Genomic DNA, 12,791 nt, shown 5'->3' with positions numbered 1-12,791 from the left:
CGCGACCGCAGGGTCCTCGGTGCCGCCTCGATCCTCGGCGACGCGATCTCGGCGGAGGCGCTCGCCATGCTGCTCGGCGACGAGCCGGCCACGGCGCGCGAGGCGCTGGCGCGGCTCGGCGACCTGCTGGTGCCGGTGGCCGGCGCGGACTACGCGTTCGCCGACCCGGCGGTGCGCCAGGTGGTCTACGCGCGCCTGCCGCGCGCGGTGCGGGCCGGGCATCACTGGCGGGTCGCGCTCCGGGGCGGCCAGCCCGCCACCCGAGCCCGGCACTGGTCGGCCGCGTCCGCGCTCGCCACGGTGCTGCGCGTCAACACACGGCGCTGTTGCGTGCCCGGCATCACCCGAGCCTCGGGCGGCCGGCCCGCGGCGCCCGCGGCGGGAGCGGTGCGCGCGGCTGGCCGTCCGAGCACAACGCCCCGGAGCCGGCGAGGTCCGTACGCGACGAGGGCGGACCGATCCGGCTGCCCGGGGCGGCGGCGAGCGGAGCGAGCGCAGCCAGCAGAGTCTTGGCGGGCGCGCCTACTCGGCCTCGAACGGGCCGACGTTGGCCTCCACCCAGTCGACGAGCGGGCGCAGGCGCCGCCAGTCGGTGCGGACGAGGTCGTAGGAGGCGCGCCCCTCCAGCTCCGGGCCCGCGGCGTGGCGCCGCCCGGCGGTCAGTGCCTCGTGGCGCATCAGCTCCAGGCGCGGGTGGTCGGGCGGGCAGCCGCGCGGACGCGTGCGCACCCGGTCACCGCCGGGGGTGAAGCCGTGGCGGGTGAGCGTCCGGACGATCTTCTCCAGCTCGATACCCGTGGCGGGGGCGTCGACCGCGGCCCGAAAGCGGACCGTCTGCTCCCGTGTGTGCGCGTAGAACCCGGCCGCCGTAAACAGGCCCTCGGCGTCGATGTGCAGGTAGTAGCCGACACCGCTGGCTACCTCGAAGAACGCGCCCTGATGGGTCTTGTAGGGCGACTTGTCCTTGGAGAAGCGCACATCGCGGTGCGGCCGGAAGACCTTTGGCTCGGCGCGTACCACACCCGCCAGCTCCGCCGCCATCTCGCTCATCGGCCCGCGCACGCAGGTGTCGTACACGTCCTTGTGCGCGGTCCAGTAGGTCTTCGAGTTGTCAGCCTCGAGCCCTTCGTAGAACGCGAAGGCCTCAGCGGGAAAACCGGCGAACGCCACCGTCTCAGACCGCGTCGCCGATCTGCACCTTGGGCTTCGGCATGCGCATCCGCCGGAAGGTGATCGAGCGGGTGATCGCGTAGAGGTAGAGCGAGCCCATGCGCTGGGTCGACTTCGGGAAGCGCTCGCGGACCAGCCGCTTGACCTTGCGGGAGATCAGCACCGAGTCGACGATGACGCCGAGCGCCAGGGCGGCCCAGAGCAGGTTGGACACCAGGCGGATGGCCGGCGGCATCGCGCCCGACGAGCCGATCAGCACGACCAGCGCGCCACCGAAGAACCAGGTGCCCACCGTGCGCCGCGAGTCGACGACGTTGCGCGCCAGCAGCCGCTCGGGGCCGCGGTCGCGCGCGAGCAGGTAGCGCTCGTCACCGGCCCGCATGCCGGCCGACGCCTCCGCGCGCTCGGCGCGCTGCTTCTCCCGCATCTTCTTGTACGCCTCGCGGCGGTTGGCCGGCGCGGGCTCGACCGCCCGGCGCCGATTGGAGCTGGCGCGCTTGGGCGTCTCGACGCCGAGCTCCTTCTTGCTCGGCGTGTAGCCCTTCGGGCGGGCGGCCTCGGTCTCCTCGTCGGCGGAGGTCTCTACGACCTCCTCCTCTTCTTCTGCGAGGTCGGGCTTGCGGCGGAACAGTGACGGCACGCTCACGAGGGTACCGGGATCACGCGCGCTCGGCGTGCGCGCCCAGGGCGGCCAGCTTCGCCTCGAAGTCCTCGTAGCCCCGGTTGATCAGGTCGACGCCGTACACCCGGGAGGTGCCCTCGGCCGCCAGTGCCGCGATCAGGTGGCTGAACCCGGCCCGTAGGTCGGGGATGACCAGGTCGGCGGCGTGCAGCTTGCTCGGCCCGGCGATCACCGCGGAGTGCTTGAAGTCGCGCCGGCCGAAGCGGCACGGCGTGCCGCCGAGGCAGTCGCGGTAGACCTGGATCGTGGCACCCATCGAGTTGAGCGCCTCGGTGTAGCCGAGCCGCTGCTCGTACACGGTCTCGTGCACGATCGAAAGCCCGCGCGCCTGGGTGAGCGCCACGACGAGCGGCTGCTGCCAGTCGGTCATGAAGCCGGGGTGCACGTCGGTCTCCAGCGCCACGGCCCTGAGCTCGCCGCCCGGGTGCCAGAACCGGATCTTGCCCTCCTGGCCGGGGGAGCCGTCGCGCGGCGGTCGGGTGTCGGTCACCTCGTACGCCCCGCCGACCGAGCGGAAGACGTTGAGGAACGTCATCATGTCGACCTGCTCGGCGCCGAGCACCTCGATGTCGCCGCCGGTGGCCAGCGCGGCCGCCGCCCAGCTGGCCGCCTCGATGCGGTCGGGGATCGGGCGGTGGGTGTATCCGCCGAGGCGGGGGACGCCCTGGATCTCGATCACCCGGTCGGTGTGCACCTTGATGATCGCGCCCATCTTCTGGAGGACGCAGATGAGGTCGATGATCTCCGGCTCGACCGCCGCGTTGCGCAGCTCGGTCACGCCGTCGGCCATCACCGCGGTCAGCAGCACCTGCTCGGTGGCGCCCACGCTCGGGTACGGCAGCTCCAGCTTGGTGCCGTGCAGCCCGTTCGGCGCGGTGAGGTGCATGCCGTCGGCGGCCTTGTCGACGACCGCGCCGAACTCGCGCAGCGCCTGGATGTGGAAGTCGATCGGGCGCGGGCCGATGTGGCAGCCGCCCAGGTCGGGGATGAACGCGTGCCCGAGCCGGTGCAGCAGCGGGCCGCAGAGCAGGATCGGGATGCGGCTGGAGCCGGCGTGCACGTTGATCTCGTCAGAGGTGGCGCTGGCGACGTTGGCCGGGTCGAGGATCAGCTCGCCGTCCTCCGCGCCGTCGCTGACCCGGACGCCGTGCAGCTCCAGCAGGCCGCGCACGACCTCGACGTCGCGGATGCGCGGCACGTCGTAGAGCCGGCTCGGCGCGTCGCCCAGCAGTGCCGCCACCATCGCCTTGGAGACGAGGTTTTTGGCACCGCGGACCCGGATCCGCCCGTGCAGCGGAGTGCCGCCATGCACGGTCAGCACGTCATTCACGGTCAACGCACAACCTCCACCAGATGGCCCCTAGCGCGGCACTGTGCCCCCGCTTGCCGCCCGAGGAGCATAGCGCTCCGTGACCTGTCGGGCGGGGTGCACACCGTATGAGGTGGCACGAAACGGGGAGACCGTAAACGGCAAGCTACACAGCGTTACGGAAGGGCGAGCATCTGGTCAAGCGCGACGCGCGCGTGGTGAGCCGTGTCGGTGTCCACTGTGATCTGGTTGACCAGGCGTCCGGCGGCCAGCTCCTCCAGCGCCCACACGAGGTGGGGCAGGTCGATGCGGTTCATCGTGGAGCAGTAGCAGACGTTGCGGTCGAGGAACATGATCTGCTTGTCCGGGTGGGCGTTGGCGAGCCGCCGCACGAGGTTGAGCTCGGTGCCCACCGCCCACGCCGAGCCGGCCGGCGCCGCCTCGATGGCCTTGATGATGTACTCGGTCGAGCCGACCTGGTCGGCGGCCGTGACCACCTCGTGGCGGCACTCGGGGTGCACCAGCACGTTGACGCCCGGCACCCGCTCGCGCACCTGCTCGACGCACTCCAGGGTGAAGCGGCCGTGCACCGAGCAGTGCCCCCGCCACAGGATCATCTTGGCGTCGCGCAGCTGCTCGGCGGTGAGGCCGCCGTTGGGCTTGTGCGGGTTGTAGAGGACGCAGTCGTCCAGGTCGAAGCCCATCTCCAGGACGGCCGTATTGCGCCCGAGGTGCTGGTCGGGCAGGAACAGCACCTTCTCGCCTCGCTCGAACGCCCAGGTCAGCGCCCGCTTCGCGTTGGACGAGGTGCACACGACGCCGTTGTTGCGGCCGACGAAGCCCTTGATGTCGGCCGACGAGTTCATGTACGTGACGGGGATCGTGGACCCGGCGATGCCGAGGTCTTCCAGCAGCTCCCACGCGGTCTCCACCTGGGAGAGCGCGGCCATGTCGGCCATCGAGCAGCCGGCGCCGAGGTCGGGCAGCACGACCTTCTGCGCGTCGGAGGTGAGGATGTCGGCGCTCTCGGCCATGAAGTGCACGCCGCAGAAGACGATGAACTCCGCCTCGGGCCGGGCCGCCGCCTCGCGGGCCAGCTTGAACGAGTCGCCGGTCACGTCGGCGAACTGGATCACCTCGTCGCGCTGGTAGTGGTGTCCCAGCACGAAGAGGCGGTCGCCGAGCGCGGCTTTGGCCCGGCGCGCGCGCTCGACCAGCGTGGGGTCACTCGGCGAGGGCAGCTCGCCGGGGCACTCGACACCCTTCTCGGCGGAGGGGTCGCTGCCCCGGCCGAGCAGCAGGAGGGCGGCACCGGTGCTCGACGGCTCGATCCACGTTGAAGTCACGCCCTCCATGATGCGCCCGAGCGCAGGCCGGACGCTGTGTCCTGCCACACTGCGGACTCATGCGCGTACTGATCTGCCCGGACAAGTTCGCCGGCACGCTCTCGGCTCCGGACGTGGCCGCGGCGGTCGCGGAGGCCTGGCACGACGAGAAGCCCCAGGACGAGATCGTCACGCGCCCGCTGTCGGACGGCGGGCCGGGCTTCGTGGAGGTACTGGCGGCCGCCCTACCCGGCCGGGCGGTGCCGGTGGAGACCGTCGACCCGCTCGGCCGCCCCGCCGCGGGTGAGGTGCTGGTGGTGGGCGACACCGCGTACGTGGAGAGCGCCCAGGCCTGCGGCCTGCACCTCCTCGCGAAGACAGAGCGCGACCCCCGGGCCGCCACCTCGTTCGGCCTCGGGATTTTGATCGCGCACGCGGTGGAGAGCGGCGCACGCACCGTCGTGGTCGGCCTCGGTGGCTCCGCGACGAACGACGGCGGCGCCGGCATGCTGGCCGCACTGGGCGCGGCGCCGGTCGACGGGTCCGGGTACGCCCTGCCCTACGGCGGTGCGGCGCTGGTCGCGGTCGCCGGGCTGGGCGGGGAGCCGCGGCTGCGCGACGTGACCCTCGTCGCCGCCACCGACGTGGACAACCCGCTGACCGGGCTGCACGGGGCATCCAACGTGTACGGGCCGCAGAAGGGCGCCACCCGCGAGGACATCATGCTGCTCGACTCCGCCCTGGAGCGGTGGGCCGGCGTGCTGGAGAAGCTCCCCACCTGCCCGCCCGGCGTGGCTGGTCTGGCCGGCGCCGGCGCGGCGGGCGGTCTGGGCGCCGCGATCCTCGCGCTGGGCGGCCGGTGCGAGTCGGGTATCGACATGGTGAACCGCCTGATCGGGCTGGACGCCGCGTTCGATGCCGCGGACCTGGTGATCACCGGTGAGGGTTCCTTCGACTTCCAGTCGCTGCGCGGCAAGGTCGTGGCCGGTGTCGCCGCCGCCGCGGCCGAGCGCGGCGTGCCCTGCCTGGTGGTCGCCGGGCAGGTGAGCGCCGGTCGCCGGGAGGCCTCCGCCGCGGGTGTGACCGAGTCGTGGTCGCTGACCGAGCACTTCGGCAGCGAGGAGGAGGCGATGGCCCGTCCCGCCGACGGCCTGCGCGAGATCGCCAAGCGCCTGGCCAGCCAGTGGAGCCGCTGATGTGTGTGCATCTAATGCACGTACATCTGATAAGATGCCCGGGTGTCCGAGGAACCCGGCATCGTCCTGGCGTGGCGCGCGCTCGCGCAGCGCTACCACGATGCCTCGTGTGCACTGGAGCGTGAGCTTCAGGAGCGGCACGGGCTGGGCATGAGCGAGTTCGAAGTGATCGACCGGCTGGCCGGGGCGGCGGAGAGCAAGCTCCGCATGCAGGAGCTCGGTGAGCAGGTCTATCTCAGCCAGAGTGCGCTCTCCCGGGCGGTCGCCCGCCTGGAGCGCGACGGCCTCGTCTGTCGGGCCCTGTGCGAGCAGGACCGCAGAGGGGTCTTCGTCACACTGACCGACGAGGGCCGGCGCCGCCAGCAGGCCGCCAGACCCACTCAGCGTGCGGTGCTCACTGAGATTCTGGGTGAAACTGGCCTAGACTCGGGTGACGCTCCATTGGGAATCGCCGGCCAGCGGGCTAGCGTTGCCAGATAAGTACCAAACCATCCGCGGTAGAGAGCAACCATCCGCACCGGCACAGGGAGACTTCCAAGTGACCACTCCGACGCAGACCGAGTCGAGCGAGGCCAAGGCCCCGACCACCGTTGTCCTCACCGATGTCGCGGCGCAGAAGGTCAAGGCCCTGATCGAGCAGGAAGGCCGCGACGACCTGCGGCTGCGGGTCGCGGTGCAGCCGGGCGGCTGTTCGGGCCTGCGCTACCAGCTCTTCTTCGACGAGCGTTCGCTCGACGGCGACGTGGTCGCAGGGTTCGACGGTGTCGAGGTCGTCGTCGACCGCATGAGCGCGCCTTACCTGTCCGGCGCCACGATCGACTTCGCCGACCGGATCGACGCCCAGGGCTTCACCATCGACAACCCCAACGCGCAGGGCTCGTGCGCGTGCGGCGACTCGTTCCACTGAGCCGCCACCTCGACACAGCACGTTCGGAGTGGGCCACCCGCATCGGGGTGGCCCACTCTTGTGTCCTGACGGTGGCCGGAACACGACTGTGACGCGACCAGGGCTCTAACGGTGTGGGTAGGCTGACGGCGCACCGGACACCCCCCGTACCCGATCGCGAGGGCGCTATGAAGATCGCCGTTACCGGCTCGATCGCCACCGACCACCTGATGCACTTCCCTGGCCGGTTCGCCGACCAGCTCATCGCCGACCAGCTCCACAAGGTCTCGCTCTCGTTCCTTGTCGACGACCTGGTCGTGCGGCGCGGTGGCATCGCCGCCAACATCGCGTTCGGCATGGCCCAGCTCGGTCTGCGCCCCGTGCTCCTCGGCGCGGTGGGCGCCGACTTCGCCGACTACCGCTCGTGGCTGGAGCGCCACGGCGTCGACTGCGAGTCGGTGCACGTCAGCGAGGTGGCACACACCGCGCGCTTCGTCTGCACCACTGACAACGACCTGTGCCAGATCGCCTCGTTCTACGCCGGCGCGATGAGCGAGGCCCGCAACATCGAGCTCGCCCCGGTCGCCGACCGGGTGGGCGGGCTCGACCTGGTGCTGGTCAGCCCCAACGACCCCGACGCGATGATCCGCCACTCGCAGGAGTGCCGCGAGCGCGGCTACCCGTTCGTCGCGGACATTTCCCAGCAGATGGCCCGGATGGACGGCGGCGACCTGAGCAAGCTCATCGACGGCGCGGCCTACCTGCTCACCAACGACTACGAAAAGTCGCTGCTGGAAAACAAGACCGGCCTCTCCGGCGAGCAGATGCTCGACCTTGTCGGCATCCGGGTCACCACGCTCGGCAAGGACGGTGTCGAGATCACCGGGCGCGACCTCGAGCGCATCCACGTGCCGGTCGTGCCGGACGTGCGCACCGAAGACCCCACCGGCGTCGGCGACGGCTTCCGCGCCGGCTTCTTCTCCGCCCGCTCGTGGGGCCTGAGCCTGGAGCGCTCCGCGCAGGTCGGCTCGCTCGTCGCCGCGCTGGTGCTGGAGACGGTCGGCCCGCAGGAGTACGAAATCCGGTCCGACGCGTTCCTCAAGCGCCTCGCCGGCGCGTACGGCGACGAGGCGGCCGAGGAGGTCCGCCCGCACCTCCCCTGATCGGTTTACCGGGCGCGGCGCACGTCGAAGGCGGGAGAGCCGTCGACGGTCGTCGCGCCCACGTATTCCTGCCCGCGCATCCGGCACCAGGCCGGGATGTCGTTGGCCGCCGCGGGGTCGTCGGCGAGCACCCGTACGACCTCGCCCACCTCGACCTCGGGCAGGCGCCGGGCCAGCGCGATCACCGGCAGCGGGCACCGCTGGCCGAGGCAGTCCAGCACGATCACAGGCCCATCACCCCCGCCTCGGCGCGCAGGTCGGCCACGACGCCCGGCAACTCGGCCAGGAAGCGCTCCACCTCGGCCTCCGTGGTCTGCCGGTGCAGCGAGACGCGCACGTTGCCGTGCGACAGCACGCCCATCGCCTCCAGCACGTGACTGGGGCGCAACGTGGACGACGTGCACGACGAGCCCGACGACACCGCGAAGCCGCGCCGGTCGAGCGCGTGCAGCAGCGCCTCGCCGTCCACGTACAGGCAGGAGAACGTGACGAGGTGCGGCAGCCGCGCCACCGGGTCGCCGACCACCTCGACGTCCGGCACCGTCGCGGGCACTACGGCCCGGACGCGGTCGACCAGCGGACCCAGCCGCGCCGCCTCGGCCACGGCCTCCGCGGCCACCGCACGCAGGGCCGCCGCGGCGGCCACGATCGCGGGCAGGTCACGGCCGGTGTCCCGGCCACCATCCTCGGGGTACGGCGAGATCCAGCGCGTCCCCTTGCGCACCACCAGAAGCCCCACCCCGGCCGGGCCGCCCCACTTGCGCGCGCTCGCCGTCAGCAGAGACCACCCATCGGGTACCGGCACCCGGCCGACCGACTGGGCCGCGTCCACATAGAGGGGTACACCGTGTGCGGCGCACGCCTCGGCCGCCTCGGCCACCGGCTGGACCGTGCCCACCTCGTGGCTGGCGCTGATCAGCGCGGCGAGGGCGACACCGTCACCGCCCACCGCCCTCCGCCACGCGGCCAGGTCGAGGTGGCCGAGCCGGTCGACCGGCACGCTCACCCCGTCGTCACCCGCCGCGTGGAGCACGGCGGAATGCTCGATCGCCGAGTGCACAAGGGTGCTACCGATCCGGCGCCGCCCTCTCCGGGCACCCTCGATCGCCAACCACACCGCGGCGGTGCCGCCGGGGGTGAAGGCGATCTCGTCCGGCCGTACCCCCAGAATCTCGGCGGTCGCGGACCGCGCCGCGTCGAGAAGCTGGCGTGCCCGGCGGGCCTGCGTATAAAGCTTTCCGGGATCGGCCCAGCCGTCGTCGAGGGCGGCGAGCAGCGCCTGGCGCGCGACCGGGTGGAGCGGCGCGCCCGAGGCGGCGTCGAAGAACGCCTGCATGAGTGCGACGCTACCTACCCCCACGACGTGTAGTAGATGCATGGTCGAGTAATGTGCCGGTTGCTTGCTACGGCACTGCTAGGGAGGCAGGACCAGGTGATCGCAAGGGGTGCGCGCGGCCGGGTTGGCCGGCTCGCCGGGCTCGGCGCCGGCGCTCTGGCACTGGTGACCCTGCTGGGGGGCTGTGACGTCGGGTCGGCGTTCAGTGGCTTCGGCTGGCCGGAAGAAGGCATCACACCGCAGGCCAACCGCATGTACGACCTGTGGATCGGCTCGACCATCGCGGCCCTCGCGGTCGGCGCGCTGGTGTGGGGCCTGATCTTCTGGTGCGTGGTGCGCTACCGCAAGCGCGGCGCCGAGCTGCCGGTGCAGACCCGCTACAACATGCCGATGGAGTTCCTCTACACGATCGCCCCGATCCTGGTCGTGTGCGTGCTGTTCTACTACACGGCGGTCGTCCAGACGGATGTCGACAAGACCGGCCGGTACGACGACCCGGTGGTGGTCGAGGTCGTCGCCTTCAAGTGGAACTGGCAGTTCAACTACCGCGACGGCGAGGGTGAAGACGCCAACACCGTCGCCTCCACGCTCGGCTCCAGCGACGTGATCCCGGTGCTCGTGCTCCCCACCGGCCAGCCGATCCGCTTCGAGGAGACCAGCAAGGACGTCATCCACTCGTTCTGGGTGCCCGAGCTGCTCTTCAAGCGCGACGTCTTCCCCGGCAACGTGCGCAACGTCTTCGAGGTCGCGAGCATCGACCAGGAGGGCGCGTACGTGGGGCGGTGTGCCGAGCTGTGCGGCACCTACCACTCGATGATGAACTTCGAGCTGCGCGTGGTCTCGCCGGACGAGTACGAGCGGTTCCTCCAGGCCAAGCGGGATGGCGCCACGACGCAGGAGGCGTTGACCTCGATCGGTGAGGAGCCGCTGGCGACCACCACCGAGCCGTTCGAAACGAAGCGCAACGTCTCGAACTTCAATCCGTCCGGCGGAGAATGAGGACAGCGCGATGAAGACCGAGTACAAGATCTTCGCCGTCGTGTCGGTGTTCCTCTACGTCGCCTGCGCCGTCTACGCGTGGTGGACCTGGTACGACATCGGCCTCGACTGGGTGGGCACGATCGCGCTGCTGCTCTCCGCCCTGCTGACGACGATGTGCGGTGGCTTCTTCTGGTTCGTGTCCCGCCGCATCGACCCCCGGCCGGAAGACCGGTCGGACGCCGAGATCGCCGAGGGCGCGGGCGAGATCGGATTCTTCAGCCCGGGCAGTTACTGGCCCTTCGGCCTCGCGCTCGCCGCGACGGTGGCCGGCCTCGGCCTGGTGTTCTGGATGGTCTGGCTGCTGGTGGCCGGCATGATCGCGGTCACCGCCGCGACGTGCGGCCTGCTGTTCGAGTACTACACCGGCACCCGCCGCACCGCCGAGCACTAGGCGACCTCAGGCCCGAGGATGGTGGCCAGCCGCTCGGTGGCCACGCAGGAGACCAGGCAGCGCTCCTTGGCGTTGCCCATCAGCTGCGCGGTCCAGGTCGTGAAGCCGCCGTCGCCGATCTCGTCACCGTCTCCGGCCGCGATGCGGACGGCCCCGTCGACGTAGTAGCCGCGGCCGTGCTGCCGGTCGGGCTGTTCGACGATGTGCACGGCGGGTGCCACGGTGTCGTCGATCCGGTCGCGGAGCACCGGGCTGTCGAAGACGGTGTACATGAGCCGCGGCCTGGCCTCCGCGGGCAGGACGCTCTGCCAGTAGCTCAGGTGGCGGACCAGCAGCCGCGCCTCGGTAGCGCCGGAGCCGGTGTCGCGGGCGCTGGAGACCAGCGTGAAGAGGCGGAAATGCGATCCGAACCCCGCCGGGAAGCGTTGCGCCCGCAGCATGCGGTGGCACGCGGCGAGGTGCACCTCGCCGCCGGCGGGCTGGCGCAGTCGCCGGTCGGCGGCCTCGATGGCGAGCGCGTTGGTGGAGTCGCTGACCACCTCGGCGCTCCGCACGGTGGAGACGATCCGGTCCTGGCTTTGCGGCGTGACCGCCGAACACGTGCCAAGCGGCACGACCGGCGACAGCTCCACGCCCTCGAAGTCGGCGGGCAGCCGCCGCCACATCCGGGCTTCCAGGGCGGCAAGCGCGCGGGGGTCGCTGGGGGCGGGGCGGACGAAGCGGTCTTCGCGCCAGCGGCGCAGCAGGTCTGGCGGGCGTACCCGGGAGGCGCGCATCCGGGCCACCGAGAGCAGCAAGGTCTGGAGGTCGGAGGCCGGCAGCGCGGCCAGCGAATCGCGGGTGCCGTCGGGGAGCCGCCCCCAGACCCGCCGCTCAGCGTCGTTCACAAGGGCCACGGTGGCCCAGGAGCGTGCGCGGGTCTACCGATATAGCGTGCGGCGCTCTAGGCCGCTCTGCGCTGCTGTGGGGCGATCGCGGTGCCCCGGCCGCGCAGCCAGACCCGCAGGGTGAAGGGCGCGACCACCACGGCGGTGCCGCAGCCGGTGCAGACCAGCTCGGGAAACTCGTCGGCGCCGTCGTCTTCGGCGGACACGGGCAGTGCCTCGAACGGCATCTCGGCCTGACAGGTAGCACAGTGCATCTCTCGCACGGGTCTCTCCTCTGCTACGGCCGTCTGGTTGTGGCGGCAGCGTCGTTTGTCACCACTGAGCCCAATGGTTCGCTCGCGAGCTCGCTCACTGGAAGCGGGAACTACCCGGTTGTAGTTCTTCAACGTGCCACGGCGAGGACCCGAAGTGGGGGAGGCTAGCCGGCGTGTCGGCCATCTGTTCGAACGGCGGCGGCGCGCACCGCGTTGCGGAAGAGCATCGCCACCGTCGTGGGCCCGACCCCGCCCACCCGAGGGGTGATCGCGCCGGCGACCTCCGCACACGCCTCGTCCACGTCCGGCAGGAGCCGCCGCCCCTCGTACCGCACGCCGGCACCGACCACCACCGCCCCCGGCCGGACGTGCTCCGGCCGGATGATGCCCGGCACGCCGGCGGCCGCGACAAGGATGTCCGCCCGCCGCGTGTACCGGTCCCAGTCGGGCACGCCGGTGTGCACCACGGTCACCGCCGCGTTGGCTGTCGGCCGCTTCTGCGCGAGCAGCATCGCCAGCGGCCGCCCGAGCGTCGCGCCCCGGCCGAGGATCACGACCTCGCGCCCCGCCACCGGTATCTCGTAGTGCGCCAGCAGCGCCTCGATCCCCGCGGGCGTGCACGGCAGCGGGCCGGGCAGGCCGACCGCGAGCCGACCCATGTTGAGCGGGTGCATGCCGTCGACGTCCTTGTCCGGGTCGATGCGCTGAAGCGCCGCGTCGTAGTCCATGTGGGCCGGGACGGGGTACTGCACGAGCAGCCCGTGCACGGCCGGGTCCGCGTTGAAGCGCCCGATGGCCTGCTCCAGGTCGGCCTGGGTGGCGGTGGCCGGCAGGTGCTCGTGCGGCGACGCGAAGCCGAGCTCGGCGGCCTGGCGCTGCTTGATGCGGATGTAGCCGGCGCTGGCCTCGTCGTCGCCGACAAGGATGGTGGCCAGGCTGGGCGTGACACCGCGGGCGCGGAGGTCGGCGGCCGCGGCGGCGGTCTCGGCGAGGACGGCTTCGGCTACGGGTGCGCCGGGCAACAGTCGGGCGGACATGCGCGCTCCTCGGCGCGGGCACCCAGGCGGTCGGCGCCCGCGACGCAGGCTCCCCGATGGTGAGACCCATCCCAGTGCCGCCAGTCGCACGTGGGTCCATCATGCCAAAAGGCC

At 71.7% G+C, this 12,791-nt stretch carries 15 protein-coding genes and 1 riboswitch; of the genes, 6 read left to right on the top strand and 9 right to left on the bottom strand.

What is annotated here, in order from left to right; translation table 11 throughout:
• Positions 1–522 precede the first annotated feature (522 nt).
• From AC5L36_RS32120 to nadA, 4 genes are all read right to left on the bottom strand, one after another.
• Entirely contained in the window at positions 523–1,170 is a 648-nt protein-coding gene (locus tag AC5L36_RS32120) for a DUF2461 domain-containing protein (protein ID WP_441222645.1), read from the bottom strand.
• A gap of 4 nt (positions 1,171–1,174) precedes the next feature.
• Entirely contained in the window at positions 1,175–1,810 is a 636-nt protein-coding gene (locus tag AC5L36_RS32115; RefSeq protein ID WP_441222519.1) for a DUF3043 domain-containing protein, read from the bottom strand.
• Between the two features lie 19 nt (positions 1,811–1,829).
• Positions 1,830–3,188 carry a UDP-N-acetylglucosamine 1-carboxyvinyltransferase gene (gene murA, locus AC5L36_RS32110; protein WP_441222518.1) on the bottom strand — a complete coding sequence of 453 codons (1,359 nt, stop codon included), beginning with the start codon at positions 3,186–3,188 and terminating at the stop codon, positions 1,830–1,832.
• Positions 3,189–3,337: 149 nt separating this feature from the next.
• Positions 3,338–4,507, bottom strand: a complete 1,170-nt coding sequence (gene nadA / locus AC5L36_RS32105; RefSeq protein WP_441222517.1) for a quinolinate synthase NadA — start codon at positions 4,505–4,507, stop codon at positions 3,338–3,340.
• A 59-nt stretch (positions 4,508–4,566) separates the two neighbouring features.
• Here nadA and AC5L36_RS32100 point away from each other — a divergent pair, with 59 nt between their 5' ends.
• The 4 genes from AC5L36_RS32100 (at position 4,567) to AC5L36_RS32085 (ending at position 7,731) form a co-directional block, all read left to right on the top strand.
• Positions 4,567–5,682, top strand: coding sequence for a glycerate kinase family protein (locus AC5L36_RS32100; protein WP_441222516.1), 1,116 nt, complete (start codon positions 4,567–4,569; stop codon positions 5,680–5,682).
• A 42-nt stretch (positions 5,683–5,724) separates the two neighbouring features.
• Positions 5,725–6,162, top strand: a complete 438-nt coding sequence (locus AC5L36_RS32095; RefSeq protein ID WP_441222515.1) for a MarR family winged helix-turn-helix transcriptional regulator — start codon at positions 5,725–5,727, stop codon at positions 6,160–6,162.
• 58 nt (positions 6,163–6,220) lie between these two features.
• Positions 6,221–6,589: an iron-sulfur cluster insertion protein ErpA gene (erpA, locus tag AC5L36_RS32090; RefSeq protein WP_441222514.1), complete on the top strand. Its 369-nt coding sequence runs from the start codon at positions 6,221–6,223 to the stop codon at positions 6,587–6,589.
• 167 nt (positions 6,590–6,756) lie between these two features.
• Positions 6,757–7,731 (top strand): carbohydrate kinase family protein, encoded by a 975-nt coding sequence (locus AC5L36_RS32085; RefSeq protein WP_441222513.1) that lies wholly within the window; start codon positions 6,757–6,759, stop codon positions 7,729–7,731.
• Positions 7,732–7,736: 5 nt separating this feature from the next.
• Here AC5L36_RS32085 and AC5L36_RS32080 read toward each other — a convergent pair whose 3' ends face one another.
• Together AC5L36_RS32080 and AC5L36_RS32075 are read right to left on the bottom strand one after the other, a co-directional pair.
• Positions 7,737–7,958: a sulfurtransferase TusA family protein gene (locus AC5L36_RS32080; protein WP_441222512.1), complete on the bottom strand. Its 222-nt coding sequence runs from the start codon at positions 7,956–7,958 to the stop codon at positions 7,737–7,739.
• Positions 7,955–9,067, bottom strand: a complete 1,113-nt coding sequence (locus AC5L36_RS32075; RefSeq protein ID WP_441222511.1) for a cysteine desulfurase family protein — start codon at positions 9,065–9,067, stop codon at positions 7,955–7,957. The genes AC5L36_RS32080 and AC5L36_RS32075 overlap by 4 nt, the downstream gene beginning before the upstream one ends.
• A gap of 99 nt (positions 9,068–9,166) precedes the next feature.
• Here AC5L36_RS32075 and ctaC point away from each other — a divergent pair, with 99 nt between their 5' ends.
• The gene (gene ctaC / locus AC5L36_RS32070) at positions 9,167–10,066 is read left to right on the top strand and encodes an aa3-type cytochrome oxidase subunit II (RefSeq protein ID WP_441222644.1); all 900 of its coding nucleotides are present in this window, start codon (positions 9,167–9,169) and stop codon (positions 10,064–10,066) included.
• Between the two features lie 10 nt (positions 10,067–10,076).
• A complete protein-coding gene (locus tag AC5L36_RS32065; RefSeq protein ID WP_441222510.1) occupies positions 10,077–10,499 on the top strand; it encodes a cytochrome c oxidase subunit 4 in 423 nt (140 codons plus the stop codon).
• Here the strand turns inward: AC5L36_RS32065 and AC5L36_RS32060 are convergent.
• The 3 genes from AC5L36_RS32060 to AC5L36_RS32050 all read right to left on the bottom strand — a co-directional run bounded on the left by AC5L36_RS32060 (position 10,496) and on the right by AC5L36_RS32050 (position 12,677).
• On the bottom strand, positions 10,496–11,386 hold the full coding sequence (locus AC5L36_RS32060) for a hypothetical protein (protein WP_441222509.1): 891 nt from the start codon (positions 11,384–11,386) through the stop codon (positions 10,496–10,498). The two genes, AC5L36_RS32065 and AC5L36_RS32060, sit on opposite strands and share 4 nt — an antisense overlap.
• 56 nt (positions 11,387–11,442) lie before the next feature.
• Positions 11,443–11,640: a hypothetical protein gene (locus tag AC5L36_RS32055; RefSeq protein ID WP_441222643.1), complete on the bottom strand. Its 198-nt coding sequence runs from the start codon at positions 11,638–11,640 to the stop codon at positions 11,443–11,445.
• 164 nt (positions 11,641–11,804) lie between these two features.
• Positions 11,805–12,677, bottom strand: a complete 873-nt coding sequence (locus tag AC5L36_RS32050) for a bifunctional 5,10-methylenetetrahydrofolate dehydrogenase/5,10-methenyltetrahydrofolate cyclohydrolase (protein ID WP_441222508.1) — start codon at positions 12,675–12,677, stop codon at positions 11,805–11,807.
• A 13-nt stretch (positions 12,678–12,690) separates the two neighbouring features.
• A riboswitch (ZMP/ZTP riboswitch) is annotated at positions 12,691–12,773 on the bottom strand.
• Positions 12,774–12,791 lie beyond the last annotated feature (18 nt).

Source organism: Phytohabitans sp. LZ39 (assembly GCF_059359075.1).
The sequence above is the reverse complement of the archived record's forward strand: the minus strand, read 5'-3'. Positions and strand labels throughout refer to the sequence as shown.